The sequence below is a fragment of the Ensifer adhaerens genome, from assembly GCF_020035535.1.
GTDB lineage: Bacteria > Pseudomonadota > Alphaproteobacteria > Rhizobiales > Rhizobiaceae > Ensifer.
This window is the reverse complement of sequence record NZ_CP083349.1, coordinates 1,979,013-1,994,855: the sequence shown is the minus strand read 5'-3', so window position 1 is coordinate 1,994,855 and position 15,843 is coordinate 1,979,013. Positions and strand designations below refer to the sequence as shown.

At 63.4% G+C, this 15,843-nt stretch carries 13 protein-coding genes; 7 read left to right on the top strand and 6 right to left on the bottom strand.

Annotated features, from left to right (window positions below):
- Positions 1-37 precede the first annotated feature (37 nt).
- From LAC81_RS09730 to LAC81_RS09720, 3 genes are all read left to right on the top strand, one after another.
- A complete protein-coding gene (locus LAC81_RS09730) occupies positions 38-787 on the top strand; it encodes a phosphodiester glycosidase family protein (protein ID WP_223727653.1) in 750 nt (249 codons plus the stop codon).
- Positions 788-913: 126 nt separating this feature from the next.
- Positions 914-1,441 (top strand): RNA polymerase sigma factor, encoded by a 528-nt coding sequence (locus tag LAC81_RS09725; protein ID WP_223727652.1) that lies wholly within the window; start codon positions 914-916, stop codon positions 1,439-1,441.
- A 2-nt stretch (positions 1,442-1,443) separates the two neighbouring features.
- Positions 1,444-3,468 carry a vWA domain-containing protein gene (locus tag LAC81_RS09720; protein ID WP_223727651.1) on the top strand — a complete coding sequence of 675 codons (2,025 nt, stop codon included), beginning with the start codon at positions 1,444-1,446 and terminating at the stop codon, positions 3,466-3,468.
- A 281-nt stretch (positions 3,469-3,749) separates the two neighbouring features.
- Here LAC81_RS09720 and LAC81_RS09715 read toward each other — a convergent pair whose 3' ends face one another.
- Positions 3,750-4,097: a hypothetical protein gene (locus LAC81_RS09715; protein ID WP_223727650.1), complete on the bottom strand. Its 348-nt coding sequence runs from the start codon at positions 4,095-4,097 to the stop codon at positions 3,750-3,752.
- 243 nt (positions 4,098-4,340) lie between these two features.
- Here LAC81_RS09715 and LAC81_RS09710 point away from each other — a divergent pair, with 243 nt between their 5' ends.
- The 3 genes from LAC81_RS09710 to LAC81_RS09700 all read left to right on the top strand — a co-directional run bounded on the left by LAC81_RS09710 (position 4,341) and on the right by LAC81_RS09700 (position 8,359).
- Positions 4,341-4,976 (top strand): helix-turn-helix transcriptional regulator, encoded by a 636-nt coding sequence (locus LAC81_RS09710; RefSeq protein WP_223727649.1) that lies wholly within the window; start codon positions 4,341-4,343, stop codon positions 4,974-4,976.
- A 103-nt stretch (positions 4,977-5,079) separates the two neighbouring features.
- Positions 5,080-6,225, top strand: coding sequence for an aminotransferase class I/II-fold pyridoxal phosphate-dependent enzyme (locus tag LAC81_RS09705; protein WP_223727648.1), 1,146 nt, complete (start codon positions 5,080-5,082; stop codon positions 6,223-6,225).
- Between the two features lie 163 nt (positions 6,226-6,388).
- On the top strand, positions 6,389-8,359 hold the full coding sequence (locus tag LAC81_RS09700) for an acyltransferase family protein (protein WP_223727647.1): 1,971 nt from the start codon (positions 6,389-6,391) through the stop codon (positions 8,357-8,359).
- 90 nt (positions 8,360-8,449) lie between these two features.
- Here the strand turns inward: LAC81_RS09700 and bmt are convergent, their stop codons facing one another.
- Entirely contained in the window at positions 8,450-9,466 is a 1,017-nt protein-coding gene (bmt, locus tag LAC81_RS09695; protein WP_223727646.1) for a betaine--homocysteine S-methyltransferase, read from the bottom strand.
- Positions 9,467-9,531: 65 nt separating this feature from the next.
- Positions 9,532-10,890 carry an O-antigen ligase family protein gene (locus LAC81_RS09690; protein WP_223727645.1) on the bottom strand — a complete coding sequence of 453 codons (1,359 nt, stop codon included), beginning with the start codon at positions 10,888-10,890 and terminating at the stop codon, positions 9,532-9,534.
- 376 nt (positions 10,891-11,266) lie between these two features.
- Between LAC81_RS09690 and LAC81_RS09685 the strand changes: the two genes are divergently transcribed.
- Positions 11,267-12,136: a D-alanyl-D-alanine carboxypeptidase family protein gene (locus LAC81_RS09685; protein ID WP_223727644.1), complete on the top strand. Its 870-nt coding sequence runs from the start codon at positions 11,267-11,269 to the stop codon at positions 12,134-12,136.
- A gap of 258 nt (positions 12,137-12,394) precedes the next feature.
- On the opposite strand, the gene LAC81_RS09680 is transcribed toward LAC81_RS09685, so the two are convergent.
- The 3 genes from LAC81_RS09680 to LAC81_RS09670 form a co-directional block, all read right to left on the bottom strand.
- Positions 12,395-13,441 carry a quaternary amine ABC transporter ATP-binding protein gene (locus LAC81_RS09680; protein WP_113539322.1) on the bottom strand — a complete coding sequence of 349 codons (1,047 nt, stop codon included), beginning with the start codon at positions 13,439-13,441 and terminating at the stop codon, positions 12,395-12,397.
- Positions 13,434-14,345, bottom strand: coding sequence for an ABC transporter permease (locus tag LAC81_RS09675; RefSeq protein WP_223727643.1), 912 nt, complete (start codon positions 14,343-14,345; stop codon positions 13,434-13,436). The genes LAC81_RS09680 and LAC81_RS09675 overlap by 8 nt, the downstream gene beginning before the upstream one ends.
- Positions 14,346-14,641: 296 nt before the next feature.
- Entirely contained in the window at positions 14,642-15,640 is a 999-nt protein-coding gene (locus tag LAC81_RS09670) for an ABC transporter substrate-binding protein (protein ID WP_223727642.1), read from the bottom strand.
- Between the last annotated feature and the right edge of the window lie 203 nt (positions 15,641-15,843).

The following is a 15,843-nucleotide window of genomic DNA, read 5'->3' as shown; positions in this document are numbered from 1 at the left end:
GTCATGCTTGGTGGCTGATTCGATTGGACCTTTCGCCATGCCGCTTTTTCCAAAACCCTTTCTCGTCGGTGCCGTTCTTTCCGCTGGCCTTGCCGGGCCTGCGCTCGGCGCCTGCCGCGATGTCAGCCATCTCGGCCAGGACTATGTCGCCTGCAGCTTTGATCCTGCGGAAAGCGATATCCGCCTCTACAACAAGGACCAGGCCGGCGTGCCCTTTCGCTCCTTCCGGGCGCTGTCGCTCGAATTGCGCCATCGCGACGAATATATGAGCTTTGCCATGAATGGCGGCATGTACCACGACGACCTGTCGCCGGTCGGTCTGCATATCGAGGAGGGCCGCGAGCAGGCGCCGCTCAACACCAATTCCGGCTGGGGCAATTTCCACCTGCTGCCGAACGGGGTGTTCTACGTCGATGACGGCAAGGCGGGGGTTATGGCGGCGGATGCCTATCGCGACGCCAAGCTTACGCCAAGCTTCGCCACGCAATCCGGGCCGATGCTGGTGATCGACGGCAAGCTGCATCCGCGTTTCCTGCCCGACAGCACGAGCTTCAAGACCCGCAACGGCGTCGGCGTGACGACAGGGGGCGAGGTGGTTTTCGTCGTCTCGAAGCGGCCGGTGCGCTTCCATGATTTCGCGACGCTGTTTCGCGATACATTGGATTGCCCCAACGCGCTCTTCCTCGACGGTACGATTTCCAGCGTCTATGCGCCTGACATCAACCGTCATGACCGGCTGTTTCCGATGGGGCCGATCATCGCCGTCGTCGGGAAGTTTCCACGCTGACTTCGCTGGGCGCGGGGTGCGCCCGCATACACTTTTCGTCACCCCGCAAAAAAATCTTCCTTTCCACCCAAGGAATGGTTTGCCTGCGACGTCTAAGGTTCAAATGAGGTGAGGGCGGGCACGGATTTGGACGCTGAACTCGTCGAAAAGGCGGTAGGGGGAGACCGGCAGGCTTTCGGCCAGTTGGTCGAGCGACACTATGATTTTGTCCTTGGCGTCGCCTGGCGATGGTCGGGCAATGTTTCGGATGCGGAAGACATCGCCCAGGATGTCTGCCTGCGGCTGGGGGCAGCCATTCGCGGCTTTCGCGGCACCAGCCGGTTTCGCACCTGGCTTTATACGCTGACGTTGAACGCCGCGCGCGACCATAGGCGGCGGCAGGCGCGCGATATCAGCCGCATGCAGGCCTATGCCAGCGAGCAGGCGACGGCAGTACCGCCGCAGGATCCTGAAGAGGAGCAGCGCGAGGTGCTTTGGGCGGCAGTCAGGGCGCTGCCGGAAAAGCAGTGCGATGCGGTGCTGCTCGTCTATGCCGAAGGCTTGAGCCATGCGGCGGCCGCCGACGTGCTCGGCTGTTCGGAGGCAACGATTTCCTGGCATGTGCATGAGGCGCGCAAGCGCCTGAAGACATTGCTTGGCAAGGAGGCAGTGTGACCATGAGCGACGATTTCGACAAGCTTGGCCGGCTCGACGCGCCGAAGGCTTCTGCGGAAGCGCGCGCCCGCGCACTTGCCTTGGCCATGCAGGCCTTCGATGCCAACGAAGAAAATTCGACAGCCACCCAAGGATCGGTCCGGCCGGTTCGTCAAAGCTCCATCTTCAACCGGATATGGAGCCCCATCATGAACCGGAAACTGCTTGCCGGATCGGCACTTGCCACACTCCTGGTCGTGCCCGCCGCCGCCTTCCTGACGCTGGAACTCACGCGCAACGGTGCGCCCTTCGGTGAGAGTGCGCGGGAGATCGCGCTGAAGGATCAGCCGAAGCAGGAGGCGGAACCGCAAGCGGCCGCGAAGAAAGCGGCTGCAGATGAGTTTGCGCGGCAGCGGGAGGAAAAAACTGCGGCGGCGCCGGCTGCCATACAGGCCGAGCGCGAAGCTGCGGCGTCCGCGGAAGCCGATGCGGTTGCCAACCGCATGGCGAGCGACAGCGCCGCACCGCTTTCTGCCGTCGGTGCCGTGCAGCCGCAGATGACCTATCTGCCAGCGCCGGTCGTCCAGGAGGAGATGCGGGTTGCGCCACCGGAAAACCGCGAGCGTTTCGGCAAGGCCGAGAGCAATCCGGTCAAAAGCGTTGCGACCGACCCGGTCTCGACCTTCTCGGTCGATGTCGACACCGCCTCGTACGCCTTCGTCCGCCGCTCGCTGATGGAAGGGCAGATGCCGGAGCGCGACGCCGTGCGGGTCGAGGAGATGGTCAACTACTTCCCCTATGACTGGCCGCGGCCTGAAACCGCAGCCGCGCCGTTCAAGGCGACGGTGACGCTGACGCCGACGCCCTGGAACGGCGGCACGCGGCTGATGCATGTGGCGATCAAGGGTTATGACGTCGTGCCGGCGGAAGCGCCCAAGGCAAACCTTGTCTTCCTGATCGACGTTTCCGGCTCGATGGACGAGCCCGACAAGCTGCCGCTCCTGAAAGGCGCCTTCCGGCTGCTTGTGGAGAAGCTGAAGCCGGAGGATACGGTCTCGATCGTCACCTATGCAGGCAATGCCGGAACCGTGCTGGAGCCGACCGTAGTCAAGGACAAGGCAAAGATTCTCGCTGCGATCGACACGCTTCAGCCAGGCGGCTCGACTGCCGGTGCCGAAGGCATCGATGCGGCTTACGCGCTCGCCGAAAAAGCCTTCGTCAAGGGCGGGGTCAACCGTATCATGCTGGCGACGGACGGCGACTTTAATGTCGGCCCGTCGAGCGACGACGATCTGAAGCGGCTGATCGAGGAGAAGCGCAAGAGCGGCATCTTCCTCTCGGTGCTCGGCTTCGGCCGCGGCAACTACAACGACGCGCTGATGCAGACGATCGCCCAGAACGGCAATGGCACGGCCGCCTATATCGACACGCTCGCCGAAGCGCAGAAGACGCTGGTGGAGGAGGCGGGTTCGTCGCTCTTTGCGATCGCCAAGGACGTCAAGCTGCAGGTCGAGTTCAATCCGACCGCGATCGCCGAATACCGGCTGATCGGCTACGAGACCCGCGCTCTGAAGCGCGAGGACTTCAACAACGACAAGGTGGATGCCGGCGACATCGGCTCCGGCCACAGCGTGACGGCGATCTACGAGGTGACGCCGAAGGGCAGCCCGGCGGTGCTGAACGACGACCTGCGCTATGCGACGGCCGAAAAACCGGCGGCTGAAGCAACAGGAAACAGCGGCGAACTCGCCTTCCTCAAGATCCGCTACAAGAAGCCGGATGGAGACAAGAGCGAGCTGATCACCACGCCGGTGACCGAGGCGAATGCGGTACCGGCGCTCGCCGAGGCGTCCGAGGACGTCCGCTTCTCCGTGGCGGTCGCCGCCTTCGGACAGAAGCTTTCGGGTGTCTCGGCACTCGCCGACTATTCCTATGACTCGGTCATCGATCTGGCGGCCGCAGCCAAGGGTGCCGATCCGTTCGGTTATCGAGCTGAGTTCGTCAATCTGGTGCGGCTGGCGAAGGGGCTTGGTGGTTCCGGGAAGTGATGTCTGTTGGGGCGGGGGTATCCCTGTCAGCGCTTCGCCAATGGACGGCGCGCCGTGCCCCTCATGCCGCTGCCACGACCTTCTCCCCATCGCTACGGGAAGAAGGGGACCCGGAGCACTCGCCCGTTTCCCAGCCTGCCGAAGTCAGCCTACAGGCGGTGAAGCAGCGATCAATCGCGTTCCCTCTCCCGCCTGCGGGGAGAGGGTTCGGGTGAGCGGCTGAGACCACTTTCCTCAGATTTGACGAGTACCGGGACAAGGTCGAAGACCGTTTGGCTGCCTCAAGCCTTCGGAAAGGCGCGGTCCAGGCCGCCGGATTTCGAGAGACCTGCCTTGAACGCCTGGTAGGCCGCGTGCTGGCTGGAGCGGCCGGCCTCCATCAGACGCATCTGCAGGCGGGCGGGTGCGGTGCTGCCCAGCCACTGGCCGAGTTTTTCCAGTCTCAGCGAGTTGAGGAACTTGGCCTCGGAGGCAAGGTCGAGGCAGCGGTAGAGGCCATCCATCAGCCGCTCGTCCTGCTCCGGGTTTTCCATCAGCAGACGCAGGAAGGACTGGTCGGCCTCGCCGAAGGTGCCGAACTTTTCGGCGACGGTGTCGCGGTCGGGAAAGGAGGCTGGGCCGGCGTTCATGTAAGTCTCCCGTCTGCGTCTGCGACCGCGCCGCGCGTTCAACGAGACGCACATGGGTCGCGGTAGCACCTTGAATTGCTGCATGTTTTCGTCCCGTGACCGGGTACGAACAGGTGCGCAACGAATCTTCCTGTCATCGGGGATAGGCCAGCCGCCATCGGTGCGCAAGCGGCAGCGCATATGCCACTATTCAACATTTTGTCCAATATTGACAATAAGTCTATATTGGACAATAAGCGGCGCATGACCATTGCACCCGCCTTCGCCTCCATCCTCGCCACGCATGCGCCCACGGCTGCTGCGATCAGCGCTTTGCTTTACCCACATGGGGAAGTGGTGCTGCATGATCTCAAGGTCGGCACGATCGCGGGGCTCTGGAACTGTTTTTCCGGCCGCGCCGTCGGCGAGGATTCGCTGATCGAAGAGGAATTCGCAGCCCTTGGCAGCACCGAGGCGGTGCTCGGCCCCTATGAGAAGACCGGCGCGGATGGCCGGCGCTTGAAGTCGATCTCGGCCGTCCTGCGCGACGGGACGGGCGAAGCGGTCGGCCTGCTCTGCATCAATCTCGACATGTCGATGATCGACACGGCGGTGAAGTTGCTTTCGGCTTTCGCCGGTGCCGAACAGCCAAAGCCGCAGGCGCTGTTTTCGCGCGACTGGCGCGAGGAGATCAATGCGACGCTGCATGGCTGGCTGAAGGAGCGGGGGCTGGCGCTTTCGGCCCTGAAGCGCGGCGATCGCGTGGCCCTGGTGGCGGCACTCGACGAGCGCGGCCTCTTCCAGACACGCAACGCCGTTGATCACCTAGCAGGCCTCATCGGCGCCTCGCGCGCCTCGATCTACAATTACCTCGCTGCCGCCCGCGGCGAGGCGCCCTGACTGAAACACGCATAAGCCGGACGGATACCGCTTTGCGCGTCTCCGGACTTGCCAGCCCCATAACCGTTCGCGTGCGCCTCAGCCGCGAGAGGAGGAGACTTCCATGACGACCTTGCCCGATTTCCGGCTCGAAACCCATTTTTCCCGCTGGGAGTTCAGCGCCCGCCACCATATGACCGCGAGCGACAGCCAGATGACAAGCATGCGCGACCTTCTGGCGCTTGCCGACGTGGAGGACCGCGCTGCCTGGGAAAACATCACGCTTGGCTATACCGAGACCTACGGGGCGCCGGCGCTGAGAGCGGCCATCGCCGCCACCTATGAGGGGCTTTCGGCCGCCGACATCCTCTGCTTTGCCGGTGCGGAAGAAGGGCTCTACTGCGCCATGCTGGCGCTGCTCGGGCCGGACGACCATGCGATCGTGACGGTACCGAACTACCAGTCGATGGAGACCCTGCCGGTAACCATCGCCGGCACTGTCACCGGCGTGCCGCTCCGTCCGGAAAACAACTGGCGGCTCGATATCGCCGACGTGCGCGCGGCCTTGCGCCCCAACACGAAGCTGATCTGCGTCAACTTCCCCAACAACCCGACCGGTGCCATCGCCGACCAGGAAACCTTCGCGGCGCTCGCCAAGCTCTGCGCCGAGCGCGGCATCCATCTCTTCAGCGACGAAGTCTATCGGGGCCTCGAGCGTGACGCCTCGTTGCGACTGCCGCAGGCGGCCGAACTGTTCGAACGCGGCATCTCGCTGAATGTCATGTCCAAAGCCTACGGGCTTCCCGGCCTCAGGATCGGCTGGATCGCCTGCCGCGACCACGCCCTGCTCGAACGCATGGAGAAGATGAAGCACTATCTCTCCATCTGCAATTCGCGCCCGTCGGAAGTGCTGGCGACGATTGCGCTGAAAGCCCGCGCAGTCATCCTTGATCGCAACCGGGCGCTGGTTTCAGCCAATCTCGAAAAGCTCGGCGCTTTCTTTGCGGAATTCCCCGATCTCTACGAATGGCGGGCGCCCGATGGCGGCTGTGTCGGTTTTGCCCGCTATCTGGGTGCCGACGGTGTCGAGACCCATTGCCGGCGGCTGGTGGAGGAGGCGGGCGTCCTGCTTTTGCCATCGAGCCTCTTCGTTTCCGATCTGCTGCCGGTCGCGACCGATCGCTTCCGAGTCGGATTCGGCCGCAAGGACATCGAGGTCGGACTCGATGCCTGGCGCCGACATCTGACCGAGACCGGCACCCCCACCTGAGGCATTTTCGATGCCGACCGGTACCGGGTCGGCTCCGATGCCTCGGTATGGCCCGTTTCCTGCCCGGAAATTGCACAGGTGTGGATATAGACAGGCGGGACGTGGCCCGAACGGCAAAGGCCGTGCTAACGGAACCGCCCCGCCTTTCGAGTATTTCCCACTGATGCAATATAGACCCGAAATCGATGGGCTGCGCGCGCTAGCCGTGGTCCCAGTTCTCCTGTTCCATGCCGGTTTCGGCTTCATGACCGGCGGTTTTGCCGGCGTCGACGTCTTCTTCGTCATCAGCGGTTTTCTGATCACCTCGATCATTCATCGCGAAATCCGCGATGGTAGCTTCAGCATCATCAGTTTCTACGAGCGGCGCGCGCGCCGACTGGCGCCCGCGCTCCTGCTGGTCTGCGCCGTCTCGATTCCCTTCGCTGTCATGTGGATGCTGCCGGAAGAGCTCAACAATTTCGGCAAGAGCCTCTATGCGGTGAATTTCTTCGCCTCGAACTTCCTGTTCTGGGACCAGACGGGCTATTTCGAGCCGAGCACCGACCTGATGCCGCTTCTGCACACCTGGTCGCTGGCGGTCGAGGAGCAGTTCTATCTGGTCTTTCCGCTGCTCCTGCTCGGGCTGCGTCGTGCATCTGCGACCACGACCCTGAAGGTGGTGCTGGCGCTCGTCGCCTTGAGTTTTGCCATGACGCAACTTCTTGCGCGCGTCGATCCGGCGGCGAATTTCTATCTTTTGCCGAGCCGCTTCTGGGAGCTCGGCATCGGTTCCGCCCTGGCGCTTGCAGGTGCCGATCGGCTCGGTCTGGCAAAGGACCGGCGCGAATGGCTGGCGTGGCTTGGCCTGGCGGCGATCGTCGGCAGCTATCTCATCGTGCCGGGATCGGCCTTCTATCCCGGCTGGACGACGGTGCCCGTGGTGCTCGGCACGGCGCTCGTCCTTGCCTTTGCCCGCGGCGACACCGCCGTCGGCCGGCTGTTGGCGCTGAAGCCGCTGGTGGCGGTCGGCCTCATCAGCTACAGCCTTTACCTCTGGCATCAGCCGGTTTTCGCCTTCGCGCGGCTGAGGGCAATCGACGGCGTCCCAGCCGAGGGCTACGCGCTGCTGATCGCGCTATGCTTCGCGCTCGCCTATCTCAGTTGGCACTTTGTCGAGAAGCCCTTCCGCAAACCCAATCGCATCGGCCGCGGCGCGGTCTTCGGCGCAACGCTTGCCGCCGGATCGGCGGCGATCGCGCTCGGCTTCGGCTTCGATGGTTCGGACGGACTGGTTTCCCGGAACCGCGAGCTTGCGCAACTGACGCAGCCGAGCGTCGGGCTCGGCAAGAAGTGCGATGCCGTCGCCGATCTCACCTGCGCCACGAGCCAGAAGCCGGAAGTCGCGGTCTGGGGCGATTCCTTTGCCCGCCACCTCGTCGACGGCGTGATCGCCTCCAAGCCGGACGTGCGGCTGGTGCAGCTTGCCAAGAACAATTGCGGCCCGTTCCTGAACCTGGCGCCCGTCGTTCCCCGGCTCGGCCGCAACTGGCCGCAGGATTGCGCGCGCTACAATGACGACGTTCGCCGCTTTCTGCTCGCCAACCGGTCGATCCGCTACGTCATTCTCTCCTCGCAGCTCAGCCAGTACCTGCAGCCGGAGACGGTGCTCGTCGACGGCCGCAAGGAAATGCCGTCGGAAATCAACCGTCTCAGCGATGGCCTGCGCACGACGCTCGCCTGGCTGGAGGCCAACGGCTTCGAGGCCGTCTTCGTGGCGCCGACGCCGCATGATGGCCGCGATACGGGGCTCTGCGTTGCCAGGGCGAGGTTGCTCGGCGAGCCGGACCAGCGCTGCGAGCCGGCGCTGAAGGACGTGCGCAAGTACGATCAGGACGTCTTGAAGGTGGTCGCCGATATTGCCGACGAATACCCGGTCGTGAGCTTCATGAACTATCTCTGCGATGCCGATAGCTGCAAGGTCGAGGACAAGGGCATCTCGCTCTTCGAGGACTTCGGGCATTTCTCCGCGCAAGGATCCCGGCAGATGGGTCGCACCTTCGACTTCTACCGCGCCTTCACCGAGGCGGCGGAGCGCGACATCCTCTCATGGCGTGAGACCGGCCGCCTGCCGCTCTTCGGCAGTGCCGATCTCTAGCCGCCTACGCCATCCATCCATTTCCAAAAGCAAACGCCCCGGATCATATGATGCCGGGGCGTTCGTCTTTGATTTGCCTTGTCGCGCGGATCAGGCGCGGCGGCTGCGGCGCTCGCGGGCAGGCGCGGCGGCCGTTTCGTTGGCGGTCTTGTTGCGCAAGGGGCCGATCTTCTCGATGATCAGGTCCAGCGTCGGACGTTCGCGGCGCACGTGCTCGTCGAGTGCCACGCGCATGGCGGCGAGATGGCCGCAGGTGGTGCCGCAGCAACCGCCGATGATCCTGGCGCCGGCATCGGCCGCAAGGCGCACATACTCAGCCATCAGCGGCGGCGTGCCGGAATAGTGGATCTCGGAGCCGCGGAATTCCGGAATGCCGCAATTGCCCTTGACGATGACGGTCGCACCAGGTGCTGCCTCGGTCATGTCGAGCAGCGAGGAGAGGATGTCCGAAGCACCGACGCCGCAATTGGCGCCGACGGCAACCGGGCCGTCGCCGAATTCAGTGGCAACGCCGTGGATATCCTTGGGGTGCAGACCCATCATCGTCTTGCCGGCGGTGTCGAAGGAGCCGGTATAGACGTAAGGAAGGCCCACCTTGGCAGCGGCTTCGGCTGCCGCGCGGATCTCATCCGGCGAAGACATGGTCTCGATCCAGGCGACTTCGGCGCCGCCGGCCTTCAGGCCTTCGATCTGCTCGACGAAGGCGGCAACCGCATCCTCATAGGAGAGCGCGCCAAGCGGGATCAGCAGTTCGCCGGTCGGGCCGACGGAGCCGGCGGTGATGACCTTGCGCGGTGCCTTGTCGGCGACGGCGCGGGCGATCTCGGCGGCGCGCTTGTTGAGTTCGTGCACGCGATCCTGGGCGTAGTGCAGTTTCAGGCGGTGGCGGGTGCCCCCGAAAGTGTTGGTGAGGATGATGTCGGCGCCAGCGTCGACGAAGTCCTGGTGCAGCTTGGTGATGTTCTCCGGCTTCGTCTCGTTCCAGAGCTCAGGCGCTTCGCCGGCCTCCAGGCCCATGGCGAAGAGCGAGGTTCCGGTGGCGCCATCGGCGAGAAGCACGCCTTTTTCGGCGAGCAGAGCGGAAAGGGCATTGGATGCTGCGGTCATCGGTTTTTCCCGGCTAGAATGGATTGCAACAAGATATAAAGATATCTTTATGTCTTGGCAAGCGTTCAGCGATGGGAGGCTTCCGGTTCTGCGCGCATGCTCATGCGGCCGGCGAGCCCAAGCCCGAAGACGCAAAGCGCCGTCAGCAGCCACATCGGGTCGGCACGGTTCAGGAAGAAGCTCTCGAGCATGGCGTTATAGGTCATGAAGATCACCACCATGACGCAGAAGTCGGCGAAGATGCGCGCCTGCGGGCGGCGATATGCCCGCGCATAGTCGAAGAGCGGTTTGACGAAGAGCAGAGCGGTCATGAGGATGCCACCGGGCAGGCCGAACATCAGCACCGCGTCGAGATAGCTGTTGTGGCCGGTGACGATGCCGCGCACATCCCAGCTCGCCTCGAAATTCGCTTCCATGCCCATGATGACTGGCGAGAGCCAGAAACTCGCATAGCCCTGGCCGAACCAGGGGCGCTCGGCGATGCTGGCGCTTGCGAATTTCCAGATGTCGTCGCGGCCGGTGAAGGTCGCGTCGTCGATCAGCGCCGTGGTGATTGAAAGCAGCGTGTCGGAATAGATGGTGCCGAGCGTCAGGCCGAAGACCAGCACGGACATGGCGAGGTGGGCGAGGATCATCAGCCCGGGGCTGCGCACCGCGCGACCGGCAAGGACGAGGCCGATTGCGATCGGCAGGAAGCCGATCGTCGTCTTCGAGCCGGTGTGCAGCACGAAATTGGCCGCAAGCAGCGTGATTGCCCAACCGCGAAGCGGCGCGCCGGCGCGCAGGCAATAGATGCCGAACATGCAAAGGATGGAGAAGACCGGTGCCGAGACGTTCTTGTGCAACAGGTGGCCGCGCCAGAAGCCGGCATGCCAGGGCTCGTCACCGAAGGCCGAATGGATGGCGCGGTCCGGCACCACGAACAGTGCCGCATAGTCGATCAGAATCAGGAGCAGGATGGCGTTGGCGCCGGCATTGACGAAATCGCGCTCGCTGCGCGGCAGCACCAGAACACCCGCCACCATGATCATGGCGATCAGGCTCAACGTCAGGCCGCGGGCGGAGGCCGCGGGATCGTAGGACTGCAGGCAGGAGAGATAGGCGATGGCGAAGATCGCGATCCAGCTTGGCGAGACGAGCCGGGCCAGGATGCGCCTGTCGACGGTGAGCAGCATGGCGAAGAGATAGATCGCACCCAGCACCAGGTAGCCGACCTGGTTGATGATGTTGCCTTCGTTGGCGGCGTTCGGATCGGTCACCACCGCGCCCTGGAACGGGATCAGGGTGAAGACGATCAGGAACAGGCCGATGCCCGAGAGCAGTGCGGCAAGGCCGTTGACGAGCTCCGCCAGGCCCGCATCGAAGGCAGCCGGCACCCGCTGACGCTCGGAAGATAGGTTTGCCGTGGCTGTGTTCGAGTGCATGGCCTGCCGAAACGGGTGGAGCAAGATTGCCGCGATCCCGGGCGGCGCCTTCGTTGGTGGCCCGCCTGGCGTCACCATCGAGACTGGCCGGACAGGGCGGTGATCGCCACCTTCGCGCAATCAGGTTAAACCGAGGTGAAGCGTAGGAGAGGCCGGCCCGAGACAAGGGTCTCGTGTCTCAGTCCGCCTTAAGTGTGATATTTGCAGGCGGATTGCCGCAGGTGCTTGCCGCAAGGGCTTCCTGCCCGTAAAAAGGCGGGGGTGTCTCGGCCGTGGAAAACGCGGCCGCTGCCGTTTAGAGCGGTATGTCTTCCATAATTCGATCACGATTTTCGTCCCGAGGTCGTTCGATAGCGTCGAAACGAGAAAACACGATATGCAGTCCCTTATCCGTATGGTCGCGTCTGCCGCGGTCTCCGTGAGCCTGCTGCTTGGCAGCGCCTCCTTTGCTGCCGCCGGACAGGCACATTTTGTCGTCAACGCCGAGACCGGTTCGATCCTGGAAGCCGACAATGCCGACGAGCTGAACTATCCGGCGTCGCTGACGAAGATGATGACCATCTATCTCGCTTTCGAGGCGCTGAAGAACGGCACGCTCAAGTGGGACCAGAAGCTCACCGTTTCGGAGCACGCCAACGGTCTTGAACCGTTCAAGCTCGCCGTCGGTGCTGGACGCCAGATCACCGTGCGCGAAGCCGTCATGGGCATGGTGGTGCTGTCGGCCAACGATGCGGCCGTCGTCATCGGCGAGCAACTGGCCGGTACGGAAGCGGCGTTCGGCCAGATGATGACCAGCAAGGCGCAGGCGCTTGGCATGAGCCGCACGGTGTTCAAGAATGCCAACGGCCTGCCGGATCCAGCGCAGGTGACGACCGCGCGCGACATGGCGACGCTCGGCCTCGCGCTGATGCGCGACTTTCCGGAAGAATTCCAGCTCTTCGCCAACAAGACGATCGAATTCCGCGGCATGAAGCTGCGCGGCCATAACGGCGTGATGAAGCGCTACGAAGGCGTCGACGGCATCAAGACCGGCTATACGGACGCCTCCGGCTACAATCTCGTGACCTCTGCCAAGCGTGGCGGCACGCGGCTGGTCGCCGTCGTCATGGGTGGCAAGACTGCGCAATCGCGCGACGACGACATGATCTCGCTCCTCGACAAGTTCCTGCCGCCGAAGGAAGACGCAAGTGCTGCCAGCGCCGCCGAACCGGTCGCCGCAGCAACGTCGACGACCACGACGAACTGATCTCTCAACACATTGGTGCGAAGCTTGCCCCTCACCGTAACCCTCTCCCCGCAAGCGGGGCGAGGGGACGAGGGCTACGGCAACCGCCAGCCCTTGGGGCGGCGTCCTGGCCGGTAACCTCAAAATGGCATCGCTCGTCGGGGAATGCGGCCTTGCCGCTTGTCCCTTCTCCCCGTCGGAACGGGGAGAAGGTGCCCGCAGGCGGATGAGGGGCATCCTCACCGCGCGGATGAGGGTTAATAGGTCGCCCCTCGCGATTTATGCTGCTGCGCGATCCTCATGGCTGACCGGTGTGACCATGGCGGCGATGACTGTTGAGAGATCGAGGGCGCCGATCGGGCGGCCGTTGCCATCGACCACGTGGGCGCTTGAAACGCGGGCGGCGGTCATGCTGCGGGCTGCTGCTTCCAGCACCGTCCCGGCCGCCAGCGGTACGCCCTCGGCATTGCCGGAAAGCGGCCGCATAATCGTCTCGACATTGATGACCCGGCCGCGGTTCACTTCCTTGACGAAGGCGGTGATGTAGTCGTCGGCCGGCGAAAGCACGATCTCCTGGCCCGTACCCTGCTGCACCACGCGGCCATCGCGTAGGATCGCGATCTTGTCGCCGAGGCGCAGCGCCTCGTCGAGATCGTGGGTGATGAAGACGACGGTCTTCTTCAGTTCCTTCTGCAGGTCGAGCAGCACCGTCTGCATGTCGACGCGGATCAGCGGATCGAGCGCCGAATAGGCTTCGTCCATCAGGAGAATGTCGGCATCGTTGGTGAGCGCGCGGGCAAGGCCGACGCGCTGCTGCATGCCGCCCGAAAGCTGGTTCGGGTAGTGGTTCTCGAAGCCCTTGAGGCCGACGCGCTCGATCCAGCCGCGGGCTCGTTTCTCGCTCTCCTTGCGTTCGACGCCCTGGATTTCGAGGCCGTAGACCGTGTTGTCGAGCACGGTGCGGTGCGGCAGCAGCGCGAACTTCTGGAATACCATCGCCGTCTTGTGGCGGCGGAATTCCCTAAGGTCGTTGTCGTTCATCTTGCAGACGTCGACGCCGTCATAGAGCACTTCGCCCGCGGTCGGGTCGATCAGCCGGTTGATGTGGCGGATCAGCGTCGACTTGCCGGAGCCTGAGAGACCCATGACCACCATGACGCTGCCGGCGGGCATGGAGATGTTGATGTCCTGAAGGCCGAGCACGTGGCCGTGCTTCTCGTTGAGATCGGCCTTGCCCAGGCCTTTCTTGACGGCGTCGACAAAGTCGCCGCCGCGGGGGCCGAAGATCTTGTAGAGGTTCTTCACCTCGATCGCGTGACTAGCCATGGATAACCTCCGAGTGCTTTTGCAGCCGCTTGCCGAAGGCCTGGCTGGTACGGTCGAAAATGATGGCGATACCGACAAGGGCAAAGCCGTTGAGGAAGCCGACGGTGAAGAACTGGTTGGCGATCGCCTGCAGCACGTTCTTGCCGAGGCCGCCGACGCCGATCATCGATGCGACGACGACCATCGCCAGCGACATCATGATTGTCTGGTTGATGCCGGCCATGATGGTCGGCAGGGCCAGCGGCATCTGCACGTTCTTCAGTTTCTGCCATCCGGACGAGCCGAAGGCGTCGGCCGCTTCCAGCACTTCCTTGTCGACGAGGCGAATGCCGAGATTGGTGAGCCGGATCATCGGCGGCACGGCATAGATAACCACCGCAATCAGGCCCGGCACCTTGCCGATGCCGAAGACCATGACGACGGGGATCAGATAGACGAAGCTCGGCATCGTCTGCATGACGTCGAGGGCCGGGTTGACGAAGGCCTGCACCCGGTCCGAGCGCGCCATCAGGATGCCGATCGGAATGCCGATCAGGATCGATATCAGCGTGCAGACGGTGACCATCGCAAGCGTGATCATCGTGTCGTTCCAAAGCCCGACAAGGCCGATGAAAATCATCGACAATGCTGTTCCAATGGTGATCGCGATGTTGCGGCTGCCGAAATAGACGACCGCGATCATGAGTGCCAGGATCACGATCCAGGGCGAACCGACGAACAGGCTTTCGAGATAGTTCAGAAACCATTGAAGCGGTTGCACCACCGTGTCGATGGCGTTGCCGTAGGATCGGACGAAGCCCTTGAAACCGTCGTCGACGGTCTTGCGTGCCAGGCGGATCGTGCTCTCGTCAATGGCAGGGAACTTGCAAAGCAAAGCTGGCAAGACACTGCAGATGGATGCCATATGTTTCCCCTTCTTGGCCGGAAGTCTTTTGTCGCGCCGGTCGCATCCCGGCGTCGATCTCCATCGATGCCTGCGCAACACTTCGGGTGGCCTCTTTGGGCCCGGCGTTTAAACTGTGTCAGCGAAATGTGGCGTCCGCTTTACTGTTTGCGACGCGGACGGCCACGCTTCGCCGCCTCTGGAACGACGCGCGCTCAAACGGAACCCGCAAGAACGCTGCATTGTTCCTGTTCCGGTTGATTCCACCGGAACGGGCAGGCGGCCGTCTCGGCCGACGCGCCTGCCTTTGTCTCGTATCAGAGGGCCGCCTTGACCTTTTCGGCGACTTCCGGGCTCACCCACTGCGTCCACATATCCGGGAACTCGGCGAGGAAGTGCTTGGCAGCATCCTCGTTGGTGCCCTGGTTCTGGTCCATCCAGGCGAGCACCTTGTTGACCGTGCCGTTGTCCCACTTGCGCGCCTTGACGTAATCCATGGCGACGCTTGCCTTGTCGGCGAACGACTTGGTGACGACCGTGAAGACGTCCGAGACCGGATAGGAGTTGACCTTCGGGGCCGGGCAGTCCGGGACCGCCGTGCAGGCGTCCCATTCGGCCTTGTCATGGTCGACGCCGAAGGAGAGGCGGGTCATCTCGTACTTGCCGAGGATGGCGGTCGGCGCCCAGTAGTAGCCGAGCCAGCCGGTCTTCTTTTCGAAGGCGTTGGCGATCGAGCCGTCGAGGCCGGCGGCCGAGCCGGTGTCGACCAGCAGGAAGCCGGCCTTTTCCGCATCCAGCGCCTTATAGAGATTGGCGGTCGAGACCTGGCAATTCCAGCCGGATGGGCAATTGTGCACGGCGGCCTTCGACGAGTCCTCGGGTGCCGGGAAAAGTTCCGGGTGCTTCAATGCGTCCTGCACGGTCTTGATGTCCGGATGGGCGTCGGCGAGGAATTTGGGGATCCACCATCCCTCGACGCCGCCCTCGCTCAAGATCTTGGCGGCTTCGATCAGGCGGCCTTCCTTGATCGCAGCGTCGAGCGGCGTGCGCACGGCGTTGACCCAGAGTTCCGGCGCCATGTCGGGCTGCGCCTTTTCGTTCATCGAGGCGAAGGTCGGCATGGTGTCGCCAGTGACCAGCGTCACGGTGCAGCCGTAGCCGTTTTCGAGAATGAATTTGTCCACCTGGGCGGCAACGCCGGCGGAAGCCCAGTTCATTTCGGCAATGCTGACTTCACCGCATTCCGCGGCCTGCGCGGAACCCGCCAGGGCATAGAGGCCCGCGGCGAGAATGGTGGAAGCGAGGAGTTTCTTCATGTTGCAAGACCTCCCAGTCTTTATTTGCAGCCAATATCCAAACGGGAATCCACGGGGGATGCCGAGCATCCTCCGTCACCCGGAGCAACTATGCAGCCTTGGGTTCGGCATCAAACAAGCCAAGGTTCACCCTTGCTGCGGACGGTGCGGGAGTTCTTTTCAGCCCTGGCCGCGGAACCCTGTCGCCAGCCAATCTCCTCTTA